The sequence below is a fragment of the Pseudoalteromonas sp. J010 genome (genome assembly GCF_003934235.1).
Classification (GTDB): domain Bacteria; phylum Pseudomonadota; class Gammaproteobacteria; order Enterobacterales; family Alteromonadaceae; genus Pseudoalteromonas; species Pseudoalteromonas peptidolytica.
Map to the genome: position 1 here is coordinate 13,705 of NZ_RDBW01000044.1, position 26,299 is coordinate 40,003.

A 26,299-nucleotide genomic window follows, 5' to 3' on the forward strand; every position below is an offset into this window, starting at 1 on the left:
TGGCTTTGGCTTACGCCGCGATCTTTATGTCGGAAAATAGCCTTTAGTCACTGATACGGGCGCATTTTACTTCAAGCGCTAGCCTAACGAAGCGTAGTATCGTTCAGCTATCGAGACTCCTATCATTGTCCGTATAGTGGTAGTAATGCAGCGCCAAATTTTAGCTGAAGAGTGTACCTTATTTGTAAACGTTTTAGGAAGGATTTGGTATGATACACCTAACCGTTGGAATAGCGCGTACTAACAGGCGCACCGTTAAGGGAAACTTTGAATGAATACTCAACCGTGTTCTGAGCGCCTTTCAGGTTGGAAGCTTGACGCCAAATACTGGATAGAAAATACACTTAAACAACTAAATTACAAAAAAGTTGATGAGCCAATCATTGTTGAAGATTGGTTTTTAGGGGATGTGTGGCGCATTCCAACCGAAAAAGGAAATGTATATTTTAAAGCAACAGCATCATTGCCACTGTTCTCTAATGAAGCTGGGGTCTGCGACTTTCTAGCCCATATTTTCAAGGGGAAAGTGCCGGAAGTTTTAGCTATTGATAAAGACCGTCGGTGGCAACTAACGAGTGATTTTGGGGAGCCGTTGGACGAAGATGTAGACTTGACGGTGTGGAATGACGCATATCAAGTATGGGGAGAGATCCAGAGCTTATCTGTTGAGCATGTTGATAAGTTACGACAATCAGGGTGCCAATCACGAAGTATCGAAAATTTATCAACACAGCTTATCTGGCATTTTAACCAACCCGAGATCGCAGCAATTTTAACGGATAGAAATATTGTTTTTGATAATAACTTCTTGTCTAATTTAGAAATAGCAATTCATAAGCTTAAAGAATACTCGTTGCCAGATTGTCTGGCTCATGGTGACTTACATGAAAGTAACATGGCAAGAACGGCTGAATCTTATTTGTTTTTTGATTGGAGTGATGCTTGTGTTACTCATCCATTTATGGACGGTAATTTCATTTATCAGTTTTCAGAAACAAATTTGAAGCAGAAGCTAATCAAAAATTATTTGTCAAATTGGCGTCATTATTTACCTGAATTAGCACTGCAAAGAGCGTGGCAAGCTGCAGAACCAGTTTGCTATGCACATCATACTTTAAGTTATGCGTCTATTATTTTGAATGCTTCAGGCGGTAATGAAGATGACGTGAGTGATTTTACAGAATCATTTACAAGATATTTGTCTTGTTTACTCAATACAATTCGACACCAGAAATAGAGTTTAATTATTCACAAAAACTCTAAAGTGCATATAAAAAATGCTTAAAGACGTTATGTAGTAGCGTCAATATCGCATGACTCAGACCTTAACTAGGCACTATATGCTCTCTTAAAAGTCTTAAAATAGCGCACAATCAGCGTTTGGGATAGCGGAAGAATCATGTCTCACACTGTTCAGCAGCAAATCGGAAGCATCGCTTTAGTCGTTGAAAATTACGATGATGCGATAGAGTTTTACACGCAAAAACTTAAATTTACGCTAGTTGAAGATAGCGATCTAGGAGGTGGTAAACGCTGGGTTCAAGTCTCTCCTCCAAATTCCAATGGTACGAACCTACTGTTGGCTCAAGCGAGTACATCAGAACAAATGCAAGCAGTAGGGAATCAAACTGGTGGTCGTGTATTCTTGTTTCTACAAACTAATGATTTCTGGCGTGACTATGAGTCAATGAAGGCGCAAGGTATTGTATTTAATGAAGAACCAAGAGTTGAAGAATATGGCACAGTAGTGGTATTCCAAGATCTCTATGGTAACAAGTGGGATTTACTGCAACTAACATAGAGTCGTTAAGTAACACGTACATAACCTGAGGTTTGGATAAGGAGGTATCGGTGAATCGTTCCATTAAGTCAAAATTGCCCCTAATATTTCTTGTTTGTATTTCGTTATGGTGGGGGTTCTATTACCAATCTAATGGCTCGCTTAATGATTATGGCAGTGCAAATTTTGAATGGTTGTTTCTTTTAGATGCGTTGATTGTGCTGCCAATTATCTGCTTTTTTTGTGTAAAAGATAGAAAAGAAGCCTTCTTAAAGTCGGTTATTCTAGTGTGTTTGGCTGTACTTATTGGCAGTTACATTATTCCCGAACAAAGTAAGCTAATTTGGCATTATCTTGAAAATGGGCGCTACGTTTTATTGGCTATCACGCTTGCTTTTGAACTGGCTGCAATTTTAACTGTATACCTTGCGATTAAAGCCGCCATTTGCAAGTCTGAAGACCCCGACCAAGCCATTGAAAAACCGATTAAAAAATATGTTGGTGACGGCCCTGTTGCAAAGTTACTGAGTTTTGAAACCCGAATGTGGACCTATGCGCTTTTTTCTAAGCGAGTGCAGCCAAAAAACTTCAGTGGCGAGCAGCACTTCACGTATCACAACAAAGATGGGGCACAAAGCAATCTGCTTGGTTTTATCTTTTTAATTGCACTTGAAGTGCCAATTGCACATTTATTGCTTCATTTTATCTGGTCTCCGTTTGCGGCAAATATCGTCACTTTGCTGACGATATTTAGCTTGGTATTTTTCTTTGCAGAGTACCGTGCTGTTGCAAAACGGCCTATTTCTTTGGTGGGAAATCATTTATTCATTCGATACGGCCTTTATCAACCATTCGTTATACCGTTAAGTAATATAGCAAAAATTCAGAAGAGCACAGGGTTTGTGGGGCGCTCTAAGTCTATAAAGCGCTATAACTATTCGGGTTTCCCTAATGTTGAAATTACACTGGTAGAACCTGTGGGGAGTGTTAAAAGTGTTTTCATTGGGGTAGATAATGCCGAACAATTTATCTCAGCTTTATCAACTGAGGCATCACGGCTGGGAGCCGTTCGTTAAAATCGACGTTATTGCCGTAAACTTCTAGATAATGCACGTGGTATATTCGTCCTTAAACAGAGTATGCCATCGTATCACTTGCGCTTTTCTGACAGGCACTTCGCTTTTTACTATCAACATCTAAGCAATGTAAACATGAGTAATAATCACGCATTAGGTCACTTTAGCTAGTCACGACGGCATTAATTTCCCAGATTAATTCAGCATTTAAACCTTTTGCTCATTTGCCTCGTCTAAAGAATGATTTTAGTTATTTATAAAGGAAAACTATGAAATTCTTTATCGCTATTATGCTAGCAGCTGCCTTATCTGCTACCAGCGCCATAGCAGCGCCTACAAAGAAAATACTAATGGTGGCTTCTAATATGGTAGATATGGGAGACCCTGAAAAACATGATGCAAGAAACAACTTATGGGAATTTGCACCTCCGTATCATATTTTTGTTAGCCACGGCTTTGAAGTTGATTTTGTATCACCCAATGGCGGTGAAGTTAAGTTCATGATGGATCCGCTAGGGATAAGTAGTTACACCATCAAATATGAGGGCTTCTTAGAAAAAGCAAACAATTCACTCAAACCCTCTGAAATTGAACCGAATGACTATTGGGGAGTATTCATCGGTGGTGGCTACGGTGTCATGTTTGACGTTGCAGATAATAAAAAAATTCACTCCATTATAAGTAGCATCTATGAGTCAGGTGGTATGGTCGGTGTTGGTGGTCATGGTTCAGCAGGCATTGCAAACGTGACATTATCTAATGGGGAGTTTTTGGTGAAAGGGAAAAAAGTAGCAGGATTCCCTAACTCCACAGAACTATCTAAGCCATGGGCAAAGCAAGGAACACTTTTGCCTTTTCTTATTGAAAGTCAGCTTAATAAGAATGGTGCTATCGCTCAAAATAAGAAAACACTAAAAAATAAACACGCGGTGATCGCAGATCAACGGGTTATCTCAACAATGTTTTTGCCCTCAGCCGCACTTGTCGCAAAGGAAATGATAATCTTAAAGCAGTAGTAACAGTGCTCAGCAAGCCAACTCAAAGAACAATAAACGGTTGGCATTGCTTCTTTATCGCTAATTTTAAGCAGTTATTTTGTTGTCTCTGATTAGAGCGCTAGATGCCTGTTGCACTTCAAATTTAGGAGGTTCTGTGAATCGATTAATAACCCGGTCTGTATCATTGATATTTGTTATCTCATTAATGGCAGTGTTGGCTTCTTGCGCAAGTTATGATGCTATGAAATTTGAGTCCAATACGAAAGCTGAAATCACAGAATTTATTGATGACAATCCTGGGCAGGTGGTCTCAATTTCTGTTGTAGATGCAGAGAATACTTACCAATATCACTTAGGGACGTTAAGGAATGGAGATACACCTGATAACCAGACAATATATGAAATTGCCTCTATAACTAAAACCTATACCGGTTTGGTTGTTGCTAAAGCCATTCAGGATAGGAAGGTTGAACTTGATAAAGATATTCGTCATTACCTCAAAAATAACGAATACAAAAATTTAGAGCTGTCTAATCAATATATAACATTACGACACCTTATGACTCACACTAGTGGTCTTCCTGGCTATTTTGCTGCCAGTCGCGAAGATATTGAGCAAGGCAGATATTTCGAAAAAATATCAAAATACTCTAGAGATGACTACTTTAATGATCTTAAAAAAGTAAAACTTAGCTCTATACCTGGTGAGGACTATCTCTATTCAAGTGTTGGCACCAAGTTAGCTGGATATATTCTGGAGTCAGTTTACCAAAAACCTCTTGAATCACTGGTGTCTGAAATGATCACGAGCAAGTCTGGAGAGCGTGGTACAAAATTCAGACGTACAAAATCTGAGGTAAGCAAAGTTATAGCCGGTTCAGATGGAAATGGCAATCAGATGCCTTTGGCTAGTCAATATTGGTTTGCTGGGGGAGGGTTGACTACAAACGTTGAATCTATCACGCAATATATTCAACACCAACTTTCGGCAGAGCCTGAGGTAGCTATTTCTCATCAACTTCTGAATGAAAGTTGGATGGGTCATGATATGGCATTTTTTTGGTACACAAATAACTATGATTCAAATGAACAAGTGCTATACCATAGTGGTGGTTCAATGGGCACATCTAGCTGGCTTGCCATTTATCCGAAGAAAAAAATTGGTATTTTCATCGCAACCAATGTAGCTGGAAAAGATACTCAACCAAAGTTAGAAGCTATTTCAAATAAGGTTTTTGACCATTTAATTGAATATAAAAAAGCTTTAAAGTCTGAGCTGTAATCGCTGGCTTCGTTGTACGTTGTAGTCAACAATTATTTACCGCTTATTACGGCCTTAGCATGCCTTGATGATATACGAACCTATAGCATTGAAAATTAAGTCAGTATATAGGCCAGATCAAAGTACGGTGGTTGCTGACGCTCTCTTTATACATTGGGTTAAAGAACATCGAGGGGTCAAGCTATGGGAAAGTTGTAGCAAACTTTGACTCCTCGTGGGTTTTAGAGCCCAAGGTAAAGGTGACTTATGTGTTGACGTTATAATTTCTTACAGCTCTAGCTAACCATTACAAGTAGATTTATTCCAGCTTATTGCTCACCTAGTATTTTGTCTAAATTCGCTTTTGAACGGGCGACGCTTTCTAGTGGTGTTAGGCCGTTTGGATATTCTTCTTGTTCAATCACTAACCACTGCGTGCCGCCGTGTTGCTGCATAGTTTGGATGAGCGTTTTCCACGGATACGCATTTTCACCAATAATTGGACTTTTGCCGTCCCCTTGGTGCGTGCGTATTTTAATATGGGTGGATACAGTTCTTCCTGCATATCGCTTAACATATTCGCGGGCTGATTTACCTGCGTAATTCACCCAGCCAACATCAAGCTGTAGTGGCAAGTCATTGGGGGTATTGGTGGCGATATAATCCCAAAAAGTGCTAGCAGCGTACGCATTAAATTCTTTTTCATGATTATGAAATCCGATCTTCATATCGTAACGTTTGGCAACTTGGTGCACGTAGTTTAGTTGTTTTACAAATGTTGGGACATGATTGTTACTCCACGCTCTTTCATCCCAAGGGATAAAGAGTGTAGATACGCCTAAGGTTTTGTAAAAGAGCAGGGTGCTTGTTAGTTTGTCTTCAGCTAACGCGTCAAAGCCGACGTGCGCGCTGCTCGCAACTAAGCCGAGTTTAGCTAGTCTTTGCTTTAATTTACTTGGGTTATCGGTATAACTGCCAAAGTTTCCGGCAAATTCAACACCTTCAAATCCCATGCTTGCAAGTGCTTGCAAGGTACAGTCAAAGTCTTTTGACAATTCATCTTTTACCGACCATAACTGAACACTTACAGGTAAGTATTGAAGGGCTGGCTTGGCATACAGTGGTGAGATAAAACTTAAAGCAATGAACAGTAGTGCCTGCGTTAATCGTTTTGTGCTTTTAACAAACATCATCTACTCCAAAAGAAAAAGCAGAGATAAACTCTGCTTCGATTTGTCATAACAAAATGACTCAAGGGTTAGTCACGGTACGCATACTGGCTCAGTCCAAGTTCGGCCAGTACGCCATCTAGATGTGCCTTGGCTTCGGCAGTCGGCCCAGGGTAATCGCCTGCAATTGGCACGTTTCCAAGGTAACCAATATCCTTACAGCCCTCTGGTGTGCAGAAATAAGCGCCGAGGACGAGATCCTTGAAGCGCAAAAAAGCTTTACCAATTCGTTGAAATTGCTCTGGCGTGTGTTTATCAAAATACGCAATGTCATCAATTATTGCTTGCTGTTGAGCGGTTGCAAGCGCGACAAACTGCTGCTGAAAGCGTAATTGTGATTCATCATCAATCCAAGCTAATGCGTGCAATATTGTTACTCGGTCTTTTTGCTGGCCATGGTATGGCGCGCTTACCCATTCATCAATAACACTTGGCACTTGTACTTCAGAGGCAGACGGGTGGCTCTCTTCTTTTGGCACTATCCAATCCGCAAGGACAGCCACTAAGGTAAGTTGTGCTTCGGTTAAGGTTAATGGCCATGGTGATTCTGGTGGGATCACCATGTTGGGATCTGTACCATATCCTTTAGCAGTTACGGGTTTAATATCCACATCGGGCCAGTGTCCAGCATTTGGCGTAATCGTCTCTTCTACCACTTTACTACAACCTGCGGTCACGGTGAGCGCTGAGCCTGCTGCAAGCAAGCCTAACCATTTTAATGACTCGCGGCGCGTCATACCTGAAACATATCTGTAAGGGTTAAGGTTATCAGGTGTATTCATCACAGCACTCCTTTATCAATCTGTTCAGCCAGCCAAGTCGAGTTTCGCATCGCCAAAGTCATAATGGTTAAGGTGCAGTTCTTATGCGGATTTGAAGCAAAGACCCCAGCGTCCATTACAAATAGATTATTACAGTCCCAAGTTTGGCCCCACTGGTTAGTGACGGAATCTTTGGGTGAACTGCCCATTCTTGTGGTACCGACTTCATGAATGATCTCACCCCCTTTTGAAATAGCCTTTTCCGCAGGAGGTAGTTCGCCTACCTCGGCGCCCATGGTTTCAAGGATTTGCTTTGCGGTTATAAGGCCGTGTTCAATTTGCTTTAGCTCTCTGTCAGACCATTTGAAATGGAATTTGGCAACTGGGATCCCCCATTTGTCTTTGATACTCTCGTCAATTTCCATGTAAGAATCTGGGTTAGGTAGCATTTCTCCGCGTAGTGCAAATCCAACATAAGAGCCATACGCGTCGCGTACTTGCTGCTTTAGCTCAGGGCCATAACCTTGCTTGTCACCTGAAACGCCAGAGCCCGGTTCCCTAAAGCCACTGCTAATTTCAAAATGGTAGCCGCGAGGGAAGGCTAACTCACCTTTTTCTTGTGCTTTGTGGCCCCACCAAGGAATAAATAGGTGGTTGGCGGTATGGCCATCTTCGTTATAACGAGGGCGGCCTTTTAACGCAGGTATTTGCGCACCAAGCCACGCACCTGTGGAGTCCATCAGATTCCGCCCAACGTGGCCGCTAGAGTTGGCTAATCCATTAGGGTGTTTAGTATGTTTTGAGTTCAGTAAAATACGTGCAGATTCACAAGCACTGGCAGCGAGTATGACAACGTCGGCGTTAATAGCGTGCTCTTGTGCGGACTTTTTATCGACATAAGTGATGCCAGTAACTTTACCTTCTTCATCCGCAGTCACTGACTTCACCATGGCGTCAGTGATCACTTCAAGATTGCCCGTGGCTTTTGCCATCGGAATAAGTGAAGTGGTGGTTTGAAAAGCCGCACCAATAGAGCAGCCATGGCCACATGGCGTCGCATAAAAGCAAGCTGAGCGATCGCCTTTACTACGGGTAAGTACTGCGCGGTGCATGGGTACAGCTGGGATCCCTAATTTTTTAGCCGCAGCGGCAACAAGCAGCTCGGGTACTCTTGGTTTGGGCGGTGGCTGTAAGATCCCAGGGGCAGAGGGGGGCATATCATCAAGCCCAGTGTTCGTGCCACAGACTCCAACTATTTCCTCGGTTTTATCATACCAAGGTGCAATATCTTGGTATTCGAACGGCCAATCAGCCCCGTGACCGTCACGACTTTTCCCCTTGAAATCATGTTCACTAAAGCGCAGTGAATAGCGCCCCCAATGGTTAGTGCGACCACCAAGCATACGGGCTCGCCACCAATAGAAGTCGGTATTTTCAGCGTGTGTATAAGGTTCGTCAGGTACTTGCCAGCCACCATCAATGGTTGCATCGTAAAAGCCAAAGTTTTTATCTTTGTTACCTGCTCCCATCAAAGGTGCTTCGCTATTGCGACGGAACATGGGGGTTTCTTTCTTAGGATCGTAATTTCTACCGGCCTCTAGCATCAACACCTTATGTCCAAGCTTAGCTAGAGTGTATGCAGCCATTGCACCACCTGCACCGGAGCCAACGACGAGTACTTTATGGTTAAATTCCGCCATCATTACAGCTCCCTGATCTTGATATTTTTAAACCAAACTTGGTCACCATGGTCTTGCAGGCCGATATGGCCTTTTTTGCCTTCAGCGAATCCTTCCCATGTCGCGAACTTGCTGCCTTTGACTAGGGTATTCCATGTGCTGCTACCTATTACCACACTAGTGGTACTGACTCCGTTCTGCCATACTTGGAGGTGATTATCTAGCATTTTAATACGTACTTGATTCCATTTTTCAGCAGGCTTATGTGCCTTACTTGGTGCGGCAATCAAGTCGAAGATAGAGCCAGCCAGATGAGAGTCGATTTTGTTATCAGGGTGCTCTTCGTTGTCTAAGATCTGGATTTCAGGTGCTCGTGAATAAATTGCACTGCCTGTTTCATCGACCAGCACAAAGATCCCACTATTGCCTTTTCTCGACACTTTCCATTCGAGCTGTAACTCAAAATTACGATATATTTCTTTGGTTAGAATGTCGCCACCGCCCCCTTGCGTTAACGTCATTGCCCCGTCTTTCACTTGCCATTTTGGGTCAAGAGTGTCGCGTTTAAAGTTACGCCAATGAGACATGTCTTTGCCATCGAATAACAATTGCCATCCCGCTTGTTGCTCTTGTTGGCTCAATTGATTATCAGTGGTACTCGCACAAGCGGTACAACTAACAGTCAATGCCAGCGTGAGCATTTTTATAGAGTTGAGCATAATGGAACCTCGTTTGTTCACTTTTTACTTGTTGCTACTTGTACCAATTAGTCTTAATACTTGCTCAATTTGAAGGCGCAAGCCTAACACAGGCTGCTTGAACAATTTTCGCCTTGTTATCGGCAAGACTTTTCAACCTCAAAATAGCAAGCTTAATTAAGCGAATTGGTATTACGCGTATTTCTCTACGCGCTTATTTTTATTGATATAAAGATACAGGCCGATAAAAGCCACAATTAGAATCGCTGGAAATAACAGGATGTTTTCAAGCACTGCTTGACCGGCAATAAGTTCAGATTGCTGTGACGTTAAATCTGCGGCTTGCGCCTCACGTCTTGCTGAATCAATCCAGCTGCCAATTACAGGATTCCACATGCTAACGGCAAACATACCAGCACCCCCCATCAAAGACATGCCCAGAGCCCCCGTTTTTGGTGTGTACTCTGCAACACAGCCCAGCATCGTTGGCCAAAAATACGTGACACCCAAAGCAAATAAGATGGCGGCTAGGTAAACGGCTGCTCCGTGCACTTGGCTCATCATAAAAATACCAGCCGTTGCTAATACAGCAGAGCCGAGTAGTACGCCGGTTGGGTTAAAGCGGTGGACAATGGGTCCTGCAAAAAATCTGCCCAATGCCATAAGTCCTGTGATAAGTGCAAGGATCATCATTGGAGATGCGCCAGAAGCCCCTAAAATACGCTCAATCCACTGTTGTGTGCCAAGCTCGGTTGTTGCTGTTAAGGTCATACAGCAGATTAAAAATAGATATAATGGCGAGAACAGGTGTTTAAGGTTGCTGGTGGTAGAATGATCTGTGCGATCAAATTCCGGAAATTGTGATTTGATCATCATCGCACCGTAAATCAGCGTTGGAATTAATATCAAAGCAACTTGCCACTGCCAATTAAAGCCCAATGTCGTCATGGCACTCGATGCCAGAGCACCAATCACTATGCCGCCTGGGAACCAAACGTGGAAACGGTTGAGCATGGTGGTTGTATTTTTGGGGTACATTTCAGCGATCAGCGGGTTGCAGCCAGCTTCTACAGAGCCATTGGCAAAGCCAATCAAAAAGGTCGAGATGAGCAAAAGCCAAAAACCATCTGCGGTAATGGTTAAGACTAACCCTGCAAAGTGGCAAAAAAAGGCTAAAGCGATAAGCTTTTTAGCACCGATGGCGTTGTAAATAGCACCACCGAGCATGGTTGCTACAGGGAAGCCTAGAAATGCCATCGCGTTTATCCAGCCCAGCTCCGTGTCGGAAAGGCCAAATTGTCCGCCTAGCTGTCCTAAAATACCCGCTCGGATCGCAAATGTCATTGACGTCACAACCAATGCTAGGCAACAAAGATGGAAGACGATACGATTATAATTGTTATTTTTCATGGTCGCTGTCCTGTTTATATTAAACCGAGTATTTGCTTATTGCGCTCGGTGTCTGTACTACTGCCTGCGAAGTCATCGAAGGCTGTCTCTGTGGGTCTGATCAGGTTTTGTTTAATAAATTCAGCCCCTTCTTTGGCGCCATCTTCGGGATGTTTAATGCAGCACTCCCATTCCAACACCGCCCAGCCATCAAAACCATACTGTGTTAACTTGCTGAATATTTTTTTAAAATCGACCTGTCCGTCACCTAATGAACGAAACCGTCCTGGCCGTTGTTGCCATCCTTGGTATCCGCCGTATACACCGCAGCGGCCGTTGGGGATAAATTCGGCATCTTTTACATGAAATGCTTTTATTCGCTCATGATAGATGTCGATAAATGCTAAATAATCCAATTGCTGTAAAACAAAGTGACTCGGATCATAAAGAATATTGGCTCGGGGGTGGTGATTGGTCGCTGCTAAAAAGCGCTCAAAGGTGACCCCGTCATGCAAATCTTCACCGGGATGAAGCTCGTAGCACACATCTACACCTACCTCATCGAAACGGTTCAAAATAGGCAGCCAACGTTTAGCCAACTCCTCAAAGCCTTGCTCAACAAGTCCACTGGGCCTTTGCGGCCAAGGATAAACAGTATGCCAAAGCAGCGCGCCTGAGAAAGTGGCATGAGCGGTTAGCCCTAGCTTTTCACTCGCACTGGCTGCAAGCAGCAATTGATCAACAGCCCATTGTGTTCTTGCTTGTGCTTTACCATGCACCTCTTTTGGTGCAAATCCATCAAACATCTGGTTATATGCTGGGTGCACGGCAACCAACTGACCTTGCAAGTGTGTAGATAGCTCGGAAATAGTAAGGCCATTCTCATTGGCAATGCCAGTAATTTCATCGCAATAATCCTGGCTTTCAGCGGCTTTTCTTAAATCAAATAATCGCGCCTCCCAGCTAGGTAGTTGGATCCCTTTGTAACCTAATTGGCTTGCCCATTGACAAATACTACTGAAGTCGTTGAATGGTGCTTGCTCAGAAGCAAACTGCGCGAGAAAAATTGCCGGTCCTTTGATTTGTTTCATGTGTATTTTATCCGATGTTAAAAGGGTGCCACTTGGTTTCTTTTGCACTGGCAGAAACAGCGTTTTCTATAAATGCCATACCGCGAACTGCCGCTTGAATACTCGGTACGTCAAAGTCTTCTGGCTGGACATCCGGTTGTTGCTGGCGCGCTTGAATAAGCATGGCAAAATTAAGATAAATATTGGCAAAGGCCTCTAGATAGCCTTCAGGATGACCTGCTGGCACACGGGTCGCATTGGTCGCGGCGTGGCAAAGCGTGCCGGCTCCTGTGCGGAGTAACTGAGCCGGTGCATCTTTCATGCGCAGCCAGAGGCTATTAGGCTCCATTTGTGACCACTCGATACTGGCTTTGTCGCCATAGATTTTTAACGTGAGATTATTTTCCTCACCAAGTGCTATTTGACTTGCTAGTAGCACGCCTTTTGCACCATTATCAAAACGTAATAATACCGTGCCGTCGTCATCTAGCTGGCGTCCACAAACAACGGTGTTTAAATCGGCACAAAGAGAAGTGATAGTTAAGCCACTTACATATTCGGCGAGGTTGGCTGCATGTACGCCAATATCACCCATACAGCAACTGATCCCAGATTGACTCGCATCTAAGCGCCAACTTGCTTGTTTGCTTTGCTCGTCATCTTCACTTGCAAGCCATCCTTGACTGTATTCAACAACGACTTTACGAATATTGCCAAGTTCTCCTGTGGCAATACGGTGGCGTGCCTCTTTCACCATGGGGTAACCCGTATAGGTATGAGTCAACCCATACAGGCAATTTGTCTGTTGTAATAAGGCCTGTAGCTGTAATGCTTCGGACAAATTCAGCGTTGCAGGCTTGTCGCTTAATACATGAAAGCCATACTCGATAGCTTTTGCCGCTATCGGAAAATGCAGGTGATTTGGTGTCACAATAGCGACAAAATGAATGCGTTCAGACGCAGGAAGCGCAGCTTCAGATTGCAATAACATGTGATAGTCATCATAGCAACGTGTTGGTGCTAACCCTAGCTGTTTACCCATTGTTATACTTTTCTGTGGATCTGAGCTAAAAGCGCCTGCTACTAATTCTATCTGGCCGTCCAAACGTGCTGCAATTCGGTGTACAGCGCCTATAAAAGCACCTTCACCACCACCAACCATGGCCATACGGATTTTGCAATTATCCATTGTTTAGCTCCATCGAGTTATCAAGGTGAGTTGATCTGATGCTATTGATAATAGGAAAGTGCCATACCTTAGCGGTAATAAAAATTCGGTTGACAATGCAACAAAATCGGCGTTTAAATAAATTGGTTTAGTTCATTTTGTTAAGATGGGAAAAGGTGTGATAGAGCAAAGCATTTTGACTCAAGCTGGAGTCAATCAACTAATAGCGGCGTTTGATTTGATCCCAGATATTCTTTTTTGGGTGAAAGATACAGACAGTAGGATAGTGCACGCGAATCAACAGTTTGTTGAGCACCAAGGTTATAAAGCATTAGAACAAATATTGTACAAAACCGATTTCGACTTCTCGCCACCACATTTGGCATTTCAATATGTAAATGATGATAAGCGGGTGATGGAAGGGTACATAGTGACAGATAGACTAGAGTTAAATCAAACGAGTAGCGGTGATTTGGCATGGTTTTCTACATCTAAGCATGTACTATTAGATGAAAATGGTAAGGCTTTGGGTACATATGGTGTCACTCGGCATCTTGAAAAAACGTCAAAGGCGCTCTCTCATGTTAGAGCAATCGAAGCTCCCGTTGAATTTATTCGTACCAATTATCATCGTCATATCTGCATCGAAGAATTAGCAGACGTAGCCCACCTCTCCGTGAGCGCACTAGAGCGTAGGTTTAAAAAGCACCTAGCAAAAACCCCAAACCAGTTTATTAATGAAGTCAGATTAGAAAATGCCAGAAAGCTATTAGTTGAAACCCGTTTACCTGTGTCGCAGGTTGCCTATCAATGTGGTTTTTCAGAGCCTAGTTATTTTAGTAAGCAATTTCGTCGATTATTTGGTGATATTCCTTCACAGCTACGCAAAAAATTAGCGTCAGTCGACTAGGGAGTTGCAGGGCTAGATTTAGTGCTGAACGTGGTTTTTGGGGCATAAACCATTGTTGTTTACAATAGCGTTAATAGGTTTGTTATTAGCACTTCAGGCTATTTAGTGGTTACTGCACTTTATCTCTTTTTTGGGTGATCAGCTTTCACAGACTAGTAGAACCCAAAGTTGGCATACGTACCATTTTTACCAGAATCATTTTATTCTCTTTGGTTTATTTATTGGAATTAAATATTTTATTTGGACAAGTGAAGTTCAGGACTCTTTTATTTCTTCTTTTTTTTCTTGCGGTTATCTATTCTCATCCTGATACAAAGCTATCCAATATCGTCGTATTTTGTGAATATAGCGCATACTTCTTCGGTAATGAAGCGTATGAAGGTTTGCATCTTTTTTAACCTTTACGCCGATTTTGTTTTATTCCAAACCGATATTCTATTATCACTTTTGTTAATGCACTCACTATGCTGAACGAGTATTACAATTGGTTGCCCCCCTTTAAGGAAGGCAAAAAGGGTTGTCATAAGATCATCCGTCATGGAGCAGCAAGGGACGCATGATTTTATAAAAATAAAAATTTGGAGATAGTAATGGCCAATAATAATAACAGAAGCCATGCAGCAGGAAATTCACGGCAATTTAGCAAGTCTGTACTCGCTCTTGCGATATTATCAGCGACTAACTGGGCAATGGCTGAAGAAACCGAAAAAGAGGAAGCGCAGGAAATCGAAACGATTGAGGTGCGCGGGATCCGTGCATCTATGGCCGAAAACTTGGCGATTAAGCGTTTATCAAACGCGATTGTGGATGCCATTACAGCAGAAGATATTGGCAAGTTTCCCGATAAAAATGTGGCGGACTCATTACAACGCGTACCCGGTGTGGTGATTTCTCGTAGTGGCGGGGAAGGGGAAAACGTCAGTATTCGTGGTCTTTCCTCTGATCTTACTTTTACGCAGTTAAACGGCAATTTTATCGCTTCTTCTCCGGGCTCGCCGTCGCGCTCTTTTAGTTACTCTTTGTTGCCTTCTACCATGGTGCAATCGGTTGAAGTGTTTAAGTCTTCTGAGGCGCGTTTAGATGAAGGTGGGGTCGGCGGCACGGTTATTCTACACAGCCGTAAACCTTTGGATATGGAGGCAAATTCTGGGGCGTTAAATGTTGAATATACCTACGCTGATGTGACTGAAGAGTACGAGCCTAATTTTAGCGGCGTTTATTCTTGGAAAAACGAAGAAGAATCCTTTGGCTTGCTAGTTGGTTATACCAAACAAGACCGCACCAACCGCTCTTTAGGCGGTGATATGTCGGGCGGTGGCGGTTGGCGTTGGGCAACAAGTTCAGAATTGCCAGCAACGGACACGGCGGGCAATGTGATTGCTGATAGTACACGTCGATTTGCAGCGTTAGAAGATGCTTATGGTAACGTTTATGATGGTGTTTGGGCACCGCAAGTTGCAGGTGTTGGGGTAACCAAAGAAAAACGTGAACGTCAGGGGTTACAAGCCACCATTCAATGGCGTCCAATAGATGATTTATCTTTAACATTCAATCATTTTCATTTTGAGCTTGGGCAAAATCGCACCACGTCACAAATGTGGATCCCAGAGTGGAAGTACAACCCAGATTACCTTACCGGTATTACCCTAGACGAGACCGATACGATTGTGACTGGTATGGACTTTACCAGTGGCGCTGGTGGCACTGAAGGGAATCTTGAATTTCCTTGGATCATTGGTAGTTATACGGTAGAAAAAGACACCTCGGATACCTACGACTTCGCTTTTGAATATGCCGGTGATTTATATGATTTACGCGGTAAATTTGGTCACACTGAAGCCAGCGGAGGCCCTTCAGAATCTTGGAGCGCGGCATATAAAAGCGGCCAACCTGCGAGTCGCAGCGATTCCGGACAGGTTGAAAACGCCGCTTCATTTGCAGGGTGGCGATTAGGCGACAGAGTGTCGCTGTACGCCGATCCCGCTTTGCTGTCTAACCTTCAGACTGGTATTGCCGGCGATCCCGATCCGGGTTCGACAGGTTCAAGCTTTGTCGTCAGTGACTTAGAAGAGGATTATGCCCAGTTAGACCTTGATTATCGCGTCGGGTACGGCATCGTTGATACGCTGCGTGTTGGTGCTAAATATCGTAAAGCGACACTGCATCGCGAAACCAACAACACCTTCTTCATCACTCAAGATGGGGCTGACAGAATTGCCAGTGGCGAGCTTGATCCATTCAGTCAAGGTGCCATTGATGAGGTGTCTTATCAGTGGATTGGTGGTATGCCAAAACTGGAAGATATTTTGAATGCAACGTCTGAACAAAATATCCCAGGTGGTTTTGAAGTAAATACCATGCCCACGATTAATTGGGATCGATACCGCGAAATCGTGACCAGTGAATATGTTAAGCACACGCGCCGTGAGCCTGATTTTGTGTTCGACATAGAAGAAGAGATCATGGCCGCCTATCTACAAGCCGATTTTTCTTTTGGAGATTTTAGAGGAAACATCGGGGTACGCTATGTCGAGACTGAAACGCAGATTATGTCATCGGATAAAATTAACTACTTTTTAGATGACATTGATGATGTCACCGAAGAAGATATCTTAGGTGATGAGCGCCTTATTGACGTTGAAACCACCACCGTGCGTACCGTAACCGACTCGCAATTTTTACCTAGCTTCAATATTGTCTGGGATGCCAGCGACAATCTTGTTATACGAGGTGCTATCGCCAAAACGATGTCTCGAGCTCCGTTCAACGACATGGGAGCACCCGAGCAGTTAACCTTTATCTCTCAAGAATGGGCAGACGACAGGCTAGAGTTTAGGGGGAACCCTGTGGAGCCAGGATGGCGTGGCTCAGGGGGCAACAAGGCGCTAAAACCATTTGAATCGGTACAGATGGATTTATCTGCGGAGTATTATTATGGCGAAGGATCTGCGGTTGGGATTGCAGTATTCAATAAAGACGTAGATAACTTTATCGTGCCCTTGATCATTACCTCAGTAAGGCCATTTGAAGGCTTTAATAACCCTTTTACTGGTGTTGAAATTGTGCCGCCGGGTGATATTACCGTCACGCCGTTTACCACCACCGCCAATGGTACAAACGCAACCTCTCGGGGAATAGAGCTGTTTGCACAACATGCATTCGATAATGGCTTTGGTCTCAACGTTAACTACACCCTAAACGATACCAATCAGGCAGACATTAGCGTAGACGGTGAAAAGGTCGGTGAGTCTGCACTTGTCGGTAGTGCAGATAATCAATTTAACTTCTCCGCCTATTACGAGAATGACACTTTCAGTGTCAGGGCATCATATAACCGTCGAGGAGAAACTGCTTTGGGGCTTGCAGACGGGCTCACTGTATATCAGGAACCATATCAACAAGTTGATGTGAACGCTTCTTATAACTTGATGGAAAACTTGATCCTAACCGCGTCTGTGATCAACTTAACCAAAGAAGAACCGAGAACCTTTTATGGTGAAGATTCTAAAGCGAGGTTGCGCAGCAGCAGTTACACCGGCCAGCGCTACTATGCTGGGATCACCTATCGATTTTAACTTTGGCGATAACCATAAAGTAATGCAAATAGGGTGAAGTCGYGTCAGCACAACGAGAAATAATATCACGGCTTATCACCTGCTTGTGGTGCGTTTATATCAACTGAGTCACATAATACCAATTTGACTCAATACTTGCTCAATTTGAAGGAGTAAATCTGACGCTAACAGCGTTAAAAATTTCTCATTTAGAACAACTAAATAGCAAAATTTTTGCCTAGTTATCGACAAGATTTTCTCGCCTCAAAATAGACCACTTAATTAAGCAAATTGGTATAAGTTGGTTGATATGTAAGAAGGGGTAAATATGAACACGTTAAATAAAATAAGAAATGCAATCCCGCTCATTGCCGTTAGCAGTTTATTGGCTGCATGTGGCGGCGGGAGCGATGATCCAAAAGTTGAAGAAGTGCCAGTAACCCCCGCTGTGACGACGGCAGAAGTATCAGGTTCAGTGATAAAAGGCGCGTTGAGTCAAGCCCGCATTTCGGTGACGGCGCTCAATGGCTCTAGCATGATGATGGATGAGAATTCGGCAACCAGTCAAACGGGGGAGTTGTTTATTGAGCTGACGGGTAAAGCCGGGTTTGGTATTAATTCTACTATTAAAGTGACCGCCACAACGAGCGAAGGCTCGCAGATGCGCTGCGACGCGAGTCGCTGTGGCTCAGTAGGAATTGGGGAGCAGGTAAGTGGCGATTACATTGCTGGTGTGACTTTGGCTACTCTAAGTCATGTTGCCGTGCCGTTTGGTTCAAATGCCGATGGTAGTGCTGATGCTACCTTACAAATCAACGCCTTGACGACACTAGCAACCATGCTGGTGGAGCAGCAGATTGCCGAGGGGCGTAATGTCTCCACTCCTGAATTAATGGCACTGGCAAAAGCCCAGATGTCTGCGTTATTGCTTCGGGCTCTTGGCTGGCAAACAGGGAACACTAATGTTTTTGAGTTACCTGTGGTTAGCGCTGATCAATTAACGAATTTTGAATTAGGGGAAACTTGCACAACCTCTGACTCTGGTGAGCAAAGTTGCGAGATGACATATGTTTCCGAGAGTGTGCAAAAGCTTTCCCTATTCAATGCTGCATTTGCACAGTTTGACGAGCAAGGCTCCTTACAAGGTGTCTTAAGCGACTCTGCTAGCAATCTTAGCGCCGCACTTGGCGGTGATGAAGCTGCACTAGAAGCGCTTCGATTGCCAATCTACAACGCGCTGCAAGCTCACCCATTAACTTCAAGGCTTGGTCTCAGTGCCGATAGTATTATGGACTTAGCACTACCACTATTTGATGAGTCGGTATCCACCGGACCCATGCAGCAAGTCGTGACATCAGGTGCCACTATTACAGCAAGAAATGCGATTAGTGACGCCGAGAGTGCAGACAAGGCATTTGATGGCGATCCGCAAACTAAATGGCTTGACCACAATGATTGGCAGGGGCCACCGACAGAGGAAGCACCATCTTGGATCCAAGTGGATTTTCCCACTCAACAAGCAATTAGCGGTGTTTACATTACCAGCGCTAATGATGCCCCAGAGCGAGATCCAGAAAACTTCTCGTTATTAGCTTCTAACGATGAGGGCGCGAGTTGGATTAATTTGGGCAATGTGGTTGGTGCGTCGTTTGAAGCGCGCTTTGAACGTCAAAGCTTTGTATTTGGTAATGCGCAAAAATATACCAGCTACCGAATTGCAGTGACAAAAAACAAAAATAACGATGGTTTACTGCAAATTGGAGAAATTCAATTTGTTGGGCCGGTTTATCCGAGCGTTGACCATACAGATACTGAGACGTTTGCGGTCATGGCAAGCAACAGTATTGGTGAGGCAGAAAACCAAGATAAGGCATTTGATAACGACCCAACCACTAAGTGGCTGGATCATAATGATTGGCAAGGTCCACCTAGTGTCGAAGCGCCTTCATGGATCCAAGTAGATTTTAATGAGGCGGTGGCTGTTAATCAGCTTGCGATAACGAGCGCCAATGATGCTCCAGAGCGAGATCCTGAGAACTTTGCTTTATTTGGCTCTAACGATAACGGCGTTACATGGCAGCAGTTGAGTAATTGGGTTGGTGAATCTTTTGAAGCAAGAGGAGAGCGCCAAAGCTTTGCGGTAGCGAATCAATTGCCATATCAAAGCTATCGCCTTGAGATAACCAAGAACAAAAATAATGATGGTTTGATGCAGCTTGCTGAGATTGAATTAATCGGCCCAGAAATCTCTGGATTAGATCATGCACAAGTTCAAGGTGCGAGTTACACGGCGCGTTTTAGCATTAGTGATTCAGAGAGCGCAGCGCAAGCATTTGATAAAAATGTTGAAACTAAGTGGCTCGATCACAACGATTGGCAGGGGCCTCCCACTGCTGAAGATCCAGCTTGGGTTCAAGTTAGCTTGCCACAGGCACAGGCGGTAAATACTTTGTACATTACCAGTGCCAATGATGCGCCGGAGCGTGACCCTGAAAACTTCCAACTTTTGGCATCTCACGATGGGGAAGTATGGCAAGTATTAAATACTTGGGTAGGGGAGTCGTTTGAATCGCGTTTTGAACGTCGAGCCTTTGCGTTTGTTAATGGCTTGGCTTACACACATTATCGCTTGTCTATCAGTAAAAATGCGAATAATGATGGGTTAGTGCAAATAGCTGAAATTGAACTCGCTGGACCTCAGTATGCACTTGAAGACTTGTCTGACTTGGCTGGAACAAGTTTTACCGCGCGTAATCGTATTGGAGATGCGGAAAGTGAACAAAAAGCGTTTGATAATGATACCGAGACAAAATGGCTAGATCACAATGAATGGCAAGGCCCGCCAACAGAGGGATCACCATCTTGGATCCAAGCTGATTTTACTGCGTCACAGATTGTGAGTGGTTTGGCTATCACCAGTGCCAATGATGCGCCAGAGCGCGATCCCGAAAACTTCCAGTTACTGGGTTCTAATGATGGCGGTGAGACGTGGACAGAAGTCGCGGTTTGGGTAGGTGAGCGCTGGGATGAACGCTTACAACGAAGAGTGTTTACTTTCTCCAATGCTTTTGCCTATCGCAGTTATCGTCTAAACATTAGCAAAAATGCGAATAACGATGGCTTAGTACAGATCTCAGAAATTGAGCTCCTTGGTCTTAGCAGCGAATAGCCTGAATTAAATAAATCTCAACCAAAAAAAGCCAGAGTGCAATTTGCGCTCTGGCTTTTTATTTTTCTCAATGAGAGTGACTTAGTATGGTTGATTATGCCAATTTACTTAATTAAGTGGTCTATTTTGAGGCAAGAAAATCTTGTCGATAGCCCCGCTACCGCGTCCTACTATCGCCAAGGTACCTACCTCCTTGTAGGCAAGGCAAAAATTTTGCTATTTGCTCTAAATGAGAAGTTTTTAACGCAGCTAGCGTCAGATTTAATCCCTCAAATTGAGCAAGTATTGAGTTAAATTGGGATCATAATACATCCACAGCTTGTAGTGATTCGCTCTGGTAGCAGCCCAGTAAGCGTACAAACTGGGTATGATCTTTTAACTCTTCAAGTGCCACTTGGACTTGTGAGTCTGCAATATTGGCAAGCAAATCTACATAAAAAACTTCTTCCCAAGGGTTACCAGGTACTGGGCGTGACTCTAACTTAACCATATTGATATTATGCTGTTTAAATACCATTAGCGCGTCGGCAAGTGAGCCAACATGCTGTTTGGTGGCCATAATTAAACTAGTTTTAGTTGGGATTTGAGTGGACACTTGAAGTGCTTTTCTTGCGACCACAATAAAACGACTATGGTTTTCAGTTTGATTTGCAAGACCCGCCTTGACTACCTCAAGACCCATGTTTTTTCCTGCTTGAGCTGAGCCGATAGCTGCACTATTTGGATGCTCAGCCGCATGCTTTAACGCACTTGAAGTCGAGTCGCATGTTTCATGCTGAATATCGCCAAGGCCTTGAATGAAACGGCTGCACTGGGCAAAAGGTTGCGGGTGCGCATAGATTTTTTCAATAGCTTGTAACTCTGTGTCAGGCAGTGCTAGTAAGCAATGTTCCACGGTATGCGTTACTTCGCCTACAATGGATACTTGCGCATGCTGTAGTAAATCGAATACTTCGTTTATGCTGCCAGAGCTGGTATTTTCAATGGGTAAAATGCCGAAGTCGGCTTGGCCTTTTTCTACTTGCTCGGTGATTTGATCAAAGCTTTGGCAACCCATTTCCACAAGCTTGCCGGGACGACGGCTAAAATATTTATGGCATGCTAGTTGGCTGTAAGACCCTTGTCCGCCAAGGTAAGCAACGCGATGTGTATCACCTACAGCATCGGGATTTAAATTCTTTTGCAACATGGCTTGTTGGTTTAATACAGAGTCTTCTAAGATGGTTTGGAAAACGCTATTTATGTAAAAAGCATCTAGACCCAGAGATTTACCATAGCGGATTAATTTCTCTAGCAGTGCTTGCTCACGCGCTTCATCACGGATTGGCTTATTGTTGGCTATTTTATATTCAAGTACGCCGTGACTAATGCGGCGGCGTTTTGCCAGTAGTATTAATAACTCTGAATCTATCTCATTGATGTCATGCCTAAGGGCATCTAATGTGTCTTGTGTCATAGGTCCTCACTCCCATTTAGCCAAAAAAAAGCCCCCGATGTTGGGAGGCTTAGCTATTCTTTTTCACTCGCGAACAGTCAAGCCTCTTCACCTAAAGAAGCCAAAAAAGAAATATGTGTTGCGTGTGATGAAATTCATTTTTTCAAACCTTATTTTGAAATCGAATACATTATTAACATAGAACCAAAACGAAACACAAGTACTAGTTTGAATGTGGTGGAAAAATTCTTAGGGGCTATCAATAGAGACACTTCATCTGTTTGACTTATATATAGGTTAATCAAACGTAACTTATTGGCGAGTCGAAAAATATTCTGATATATTCAGGCAATACACCACTACAAATAGAAGATAGGCTAACCTGTGGGTAATCGTCGCCCACCATCCAGATATGGTGCGAACTCCTTAAGTGTAAAATTATCGATGCTGATCTCGGCAGTATGCCTGATCTCTGGCGTTTTTGCGGCCGCATTGATGCTAAAATCTGAAGAAAAACAGTTAATCTACGAAKAATATGATGAGCTAAAACGTTTCAGCGCACAGGTTAACAGTCAGTTTTCAAGCTACTTAGAGTTAAAGTCTAGCTTAGCTGAGCAAGCAAATTCTGTTGTCGCCAAGCATCTCCTTTACAGCAGTGAAGATTTCTCTGGCGCGCCTGCGAGTATAGAAAAACGGGGTGACAACCTTGCAAGCACTGCAAGAAATGGCTTGTCCGCTGCTCTGTACACTGATGGCAATGACTCACAAGCAATGCAAAAGCTCTTTTCAGAGTCGGAATTACTTTGGAATATACTCGCGCCGCCACTGTTACAAGATTTCTTTAACTTTTATCTTTCTACAAAAGATGGTTTTGTGAGAGTCGCGCCCCCAAATGCACTGCTGGCCAAAGACCCTCGGTTAGTCAATAACCAGCTACATAATTTGCCAATACTACATGCAGATCAAAACCCAACGCGCGAGGCCGTGTGGTCAGGCGCTTATTTTGATCGAGTATGGAACAAATGGGTGATCAGCATTTTGGTTCCACTTTATCTTGATGATACCTACATTGGTCTAACTGGGAGTGATATTGAATTAGAGACGCTACTTGAGAAACTTCCGCGCTCTGATCAACAACAAAATTTTATTGTTTTTGACAAACAGGGGCGCTTATTAGCTGCGCCTGGTTTACTTCAAACGACTGCTATCACTGGCAAACTCCAAGACTACACTGAGCTGCCCGAGGGGTTAAGCAAAATTGTACAAGCAGCACTATTTACCAAGCTACCTAATATTCAAGATGAATTTAAGCACAGGGATAAATGGCATATTATGCACGTTACCCATATTGCCAATTTAGATTGGTACATTGGTATATACAAAAAGCGTGCTTCTGCTATTTCAGCAATAGAAGAACTAAAGGTGAAGTTCTTTGGCTTGTTTATTCTTTACGCGATTTTTGTTGCGCTGTTATTACATCAAGTTTTATATCAATTGGTGCTCAAACGTATCAATGCGCTAGTTAAAGCGGTAAAAGGGTTCGGTCGTGGTCAATGGGATATGCCAACGTTGCCAAACACTGACGATGAAATTGGTCAGCTTAATGCCTCTTTTAATGATATGAGCGTAGAGATCAGGCAACTTGTCAACGGCCTAAATCAGCGTATTACCGAAAAAGAAATAGCCGAAAAAGCGGCAAACAGGCTATCTAAAGCAGTGGCTTTTTCGGGCACAGGGGTGGTGTTAACTAATGAGCATTTTCAAATTGAGTATGTAAACCCTAAGATGCAAGAAATGACAGGCTATGATGAACTGCATTTTATAGGCTCACCTCTTTTGAGTATTATTTCAAAAGACATGGCAATTTTAATTGATGACATTGATATTGATTTGCGCAGTCGTAACTATTGGCGCGGTGATACTATGCTTTCTGGTAATCGAGAAGCACCTATTTGGGTGAGTTTGAGCGTTTCGCCTATCCGTGAAGAGGGCGGTGCAATTTCAAGCTATGTTGCTTCAGCTCAAGATATCTCGTTTGTTAAAGAAAGCCAGCGCAAGATGGAGGAGCTTGCATATTTTGACACGCTAACGGGGCTTGCAAACCGTACCTTCTTCAGAATGCAGCTGCGCAAATCGATGGCGCTTGCAGAGCGCGGTCATTATGCCTTTGCTTTATTTTACTTTGACTTAGACGAGTTTAAGCGGATCAATGATACCTTAGGCCATGATGCTGGGGATCGCCTACTCCTTGAAGTCGCGACACGATTGAAAAAACGTCTTCGTGCCGAGGACACCATTGCAAGGTTAGGTGGTGATGAATTTGCGGTACTGCTCAGTGGTATTAATGAACGAGAAAAAGCCATGGACGTGGCAAATATTATTCAAAAAACGCTCTCACAGCCAATCAAATTGGGTAATAACGAGGTTATAGTCAGTGCGAGTATTGGCATAACAATGGCTCCTTTTGATAGCCAAGAAGAAGAGCAGCTCCTAAAACATGCCGATTTGGCCATGTATCAAGCCAAAGCCAAAGGCCGCAATACCTATCATTTCTATAGCCAAGATCTAGATGCCGCAGCAAATGAGCGATTATATATCGAAAACGAATTACGTACGGCAATAAAAATGAAGCAGTTTACGCTGTATTATCAACCACAGGTAAACAGTGAAACCACTGAAGTGGTGGGCTATGAAGCGTTGATCCGCTGGTTTCACCCAATCGAGGGGGCGATCCCTCCTAGTAAATTTATTCCAATAGCAGAGGCAACAGGGCTGATAGTTGAGCTTGGTGCTTGGGTATTGGAAGAAGCCTGTCACTTTTCTCGTCGACTGAAAACAGCTGGTAAAATTGGCAATGTATCAATTAACTTGTCAGCGCGGCAGTTTAAAGATGCGCAGCTTATTAAAACGTTGTCGGATATTATTGAAAAAACAAAGATAGAACCAACGCAGCTGCACCTTGAGTTGACAGAAAGTATGTTAATGGGAGACGTCGAAGCAGCAATTGCTCAGCTCAAGCACATAAAATCATTAGGAGTGTCGTTGTCTATTGATGATTTTGGTACCGGTTACTCTTCGCTTAGCTACATAAAGCGCTTTCCAGTAGATATACTCAAAATAGATCGCTCATTTGTAAAAGATATACCTGAAGATCCTAATGATATGGAAATTACCGCAGCAATTATTGCAATGGCGCAAAAATTAAATTTACAGGTAATTGCTGAAGGAGTGGAAACCGAAGCTCAAATGGCATTCCTGGCGAAAAACAATTGCTATATTGTGCAGGGTTACTACTACAGCCCACCACTTTGTGAAGCCGATATATTTAAGTTCGTTCCTACGATATAGTTTATTGTGATTGTATTGGTTCGCTCACTAACTGCGATTGGTATCCATACTGCTTTGCTTTTTAGTTTGATAAGACTTGCACGCGATACACCGTACAAGTCTTAATCTATGTATTATAACAATTAACCGCCCGCGATTTTTACCTTAAAACCTTGACCCTCTAGAAGCTGTTTAAGCTTGTCTCTATCATCACCTTGGATTTCAATAATTCCTTCTTTGACTGCACCACCTTGCCCCATTTTGGACTTTAGCGTTTTAGCTATTTTTTTTAGGTCGTGCTGCTCACCATCAATACCCACTACCAACATGACGCCTTTACCTTTTCGGCCTTTTGTTTGCCTTTCAATGCGTACGGCACCATCTTTAAATACTTTTCCTTGTATTTGTTTTTTAGGTTCTTTTGTATCGATACGACCTATATCTGTCGAGTATACGAGTCTAGATTCTGACATCTAATTTGGCCTTATAGCTGGTTCTTTTATAAGATGATAACAAAAAGCAGATTAGATGTTTTTATTTTTTGCTAAATGCTTTTTAAGCGTTATATTTAAACTGGTGAGGGGAAACAAATCAAAATAATTTAGGAGCTTAAAGATGAGCTTAAGTAAAAATGCTTCTGCTGATGGTAAAACATTAACAATTCAAATCAGGGGAAAGTTTGACTTTAATCTGGTGCAGTCGTTCCGACAAGCCTATGCGGAAGTCAGCGATCAAACCGAAAAGGTAGTGGTCGATTTGCGTGAAACTGATTACATGGATAGCTCTGCACTGGGT

At 43.3% G+C, this 26,299-nt stretch carries 19 protein-coding genes; 10 read left to right on the forward strand and 9 right to left on the reverse strand.

Going from position 1 to position 26,299, the window contains the following annotated elements:
* Window positions 1-271 precede the first annotated feature (271 nt).
* From EAG18_RS19795 to EAG18_RS19815, 5 genes are all read left to right on the forward strand, one after another.
* Window positions 272-1,237 carry a phosphotransferase gene (locus tag EAG18_RS19795; RefSeq protein ID WP_125254085.1) on the forward strand — a complete coding sequence of 322 codons (966 nt, stop codon included), beginning with the start codon at window positions 272-274 and terminating at the stop codon, window positions 1,235-1,237.
* A gap of 162 nt (window positions 1,238-1,399) precedes the next feature.
* Window positions 1,400-1,801, forward strand: coding sequence for a VOC family protein (locus EAG18_RS19800; RefSeq protein ID WP_125254086.1), 402 nt, complete (start codon window positions 1,400-1,402; stop codon window positions 1,799-1,801).
* 50 nt (window positions 1,802-1,851) lie between these two features.
* A complete protein-coding gene (locus EAG18_RS19805) occupies window positions 1,852-2,856 on the forward strand; it encodes a hypothetical protein (protein WP_125254087.1) in 1,005 nt (334 codons plus the stop codon).
* Between the two features lie 269 nt (window positions 2,857-3,125).
* A complete protein-coding gene (locus tag EAG18_RS19810) occupies window positions 3,126-3,872 on the forward strand; it encodes a type 1 glutamine amidotransferase domain-containing protein (protein ID WP_125254088.1) in 747 nt (248 codons plus the stop codon).
* A 136-nt stretch (window positions 3,873-4,008) separates the two neighbouring features.
* Window positions 4,009-5,136: a serine hydrolase domain-containing protein gene (locus tag EAG18_RS19815; RefSeq protein WP_125254089.1), complete on the forward strand. Its 1,128-nt coding sequence runs from the start codon at window positions 4,009-4,011 to the stop codon at window positions 5,134-5,136.
* A gap of 308 nt (window positions 5,137-5,444) precedes the next feature.
* On the opposite strand, the gene EAG18_RS19820 is transcribed toward EAG18_RS19815, so the two are convergent.
* The 7 genes from EAG18_RS19820 to EAG18_RS19850 form a co-directional block, all read right to left on the reverse strand.
* Window positions 5,445-6,308 (reverse strand): sugar phosphate isomerase/epimerase, encoded by an 864-nt coding sequence (locus EAG18_RS19820; RefSeq protein ID WP_275557346.1) that lies wholly within the window; start codon window positions 6,306-6,308, stop codon window positions 5,445-5,447.
* Between the two features lie 65 nt (window positions 6,309-6,373).
* The gene (locus tag EAG18_RS19825; RefSeq protein WP_125254090.1) at window positions 6,374-7,126 is read right to left on the reverse strand and encodes a gluconate 2-dehydrogenase subunit 3 family protein; all 753 of its coding nucleotides are present in this window, start codon (window positions 7,124-7,126) and stop codon (window positions 6,374-6,376) included.
* Entirely contained in the window at window positions 7,126-8,808 is a 1,683-nt protein-coding gene (locus EAG18_RS19830; RefSeq protein WP_275557347.1) for a GMC family oxidoreductase, read from the reverse strand. The genes EAG18_RS19825 and EAG18_RS19830 overlap by 1 nt, the downstream gene beginning before the upstream one ends.
* On the reverse strand, window positions 8,808-9,503 hold the full coding sequence (locus tag EAG18_RS19835; RefSeq protein ID WP_125254091.1) for a DUF1080 domain-containing protein: 696 nt from the start codon (window positions 9,501-9,503) through the stop codon (window positions 8,808-8,810). Before EAG18_RS19835 ends, EAG18_RS19830 begins: the two co-directional genes overlap by 1 nt.
* A gap of 171 nt (window positions 9,504-9,674) precedes the next feature.
* A complete protein-coding gene (locus tag EAG18_RS19840) occupies window positions 9,675-10,892 on the reverse strand; it encodes an MFS transporter (RefSeq protein ID WP_125254092.1) in 1,218 nt (405 codons plus the stop codon).
* 14 nt (window positions 10,893-10,906) lie between these two features.
* Window positions 10,907-11,962, reverse strand: coding sequence for a sugar phosphate isomerase/epimerase (locus tag EAG18_RS19845; RefSeq protein ID WP_125254093.1), 1,056 nt, complete (start codon window positions 11,960-11,962; stop codon window positions 10,907-10,909).
* Between the two features lie 7 nt (window positions 11,963-11,969).
* Window positions 11,970-13,130, reverse strand: a complete 1,161-nt coding sequence (locus tag EAG18_RS19850; protein ID WP_125254094.1) for a Gfo/Idh/MocA family oxidoreductase — start codon at window positions 13,128-13,130, stop codon at window positions 11,970-11,972.
* 157 nt (window positions 13,131-13,287) lie between these two features.
* Between EAG18_RS19850 and EAG18_RS19855 the strand changes: the two genes are divergently transcribed.
* From EAG18_RS19855 to EAG18_RS19865, 3 genes are all read left to right on the forward strand, one after another.
* Window positions 13,288-14,019 carry an AraC family transcriptional regulator gene (locus EAG18_RS19855; protein WP_125254095.1) on the forward strand — a complete coding sequence of 244 codons (732 nt, stop codon included), beginning with the start codon at window positions 13,288-13,290 and terminating at the stop codon, window positions 14,017-14,019.
* A gap of 590 nt (window positions 14,020-14,609) precedes the next feature.
* The gene (locus EAG18_RS19860) at window positions 14,610-17,594 is read left to right on the forward strand and encodes a TonB-dependent receptor (protein WP_125254096.1); all 2,985 of its coding nucleotides are present in this window, start codon (window positions 14,610-14,612) and stop codon (window positions 17,592-17,594) included.
* Window positions 17,595-17,901: 307 nt separating this feature from the next.
* Window positions 17,902-20,742 (forward strand): discoidin domain-containing protein, encoded by a 2,841-nt coding sequence (locus tag EAG18_RS19865; protein WP_125254097.1) that lies wholly within the window; start codon window positions 17,902-17,904, stop codon window positions 20,740-20,742.
* Window positions 20,743-21,043: 301 nt separating this feature from the next.
* On the opposite strand, the gene pheA is transcribed toward EAG18_RS19865, so the two are convergent.
* A complete protein-coding gene (pheA, locus tag EAG18_RS19875; RefSeq protein ID WP_125254099.1) occupies window positions 21,044-22,198 on the reverse strand; it encodes a prephenate dehydratase in 1,155 nt (384 codons plus the stop codon).
* Between the two features lie 363 nt (window positions 22,199-22,561).
* On the opposite strand from pheA, the gene EAG18_RS19880 reads away from it, so the two are divergent.
* Window positions 22,562-25,525, forward strand: a complete 2,964-nt coding sequence (locus tag EAG18_RS19880; protein ID WP_125254100.1) for an EAL domain-containing protein — start codon at window positions 22,562-22,564, stop codon at window positions 25,523-25,525.
* 122 nt (window positions 25,526-25,647) lie between these two features.
* Here the strand turns inward: EAG18_RS19880 and EAG18_RS19885 are convergent, their stop codons facing one another.
* Complete coding sequence (locus tag EAG18_RS19885) at window positions 25,648-25,977, reverse strand: stress response translation initiation inhibitor YciH (protein ID WP_125254101.1); 330 nt, start codon at window positions 25,975-25,977, stop codon at window positions 25,648-25,650.
* A 142-nt stretch (window positions 25,978-26,119) separates the two neighbouring features.
* Here EAG18_RS19885 and EAG18_RS19890 point away from each other — a divergent pair.
* Window positions 26,120-26,299, forward strand: a 180-nt coding sequence (locus tag EAG18_RS19890) for an STAS domain-containing protein (RefSeq protein ID WP_148098529.1), incomplete at its 3' end; no start/stop codon positions are given.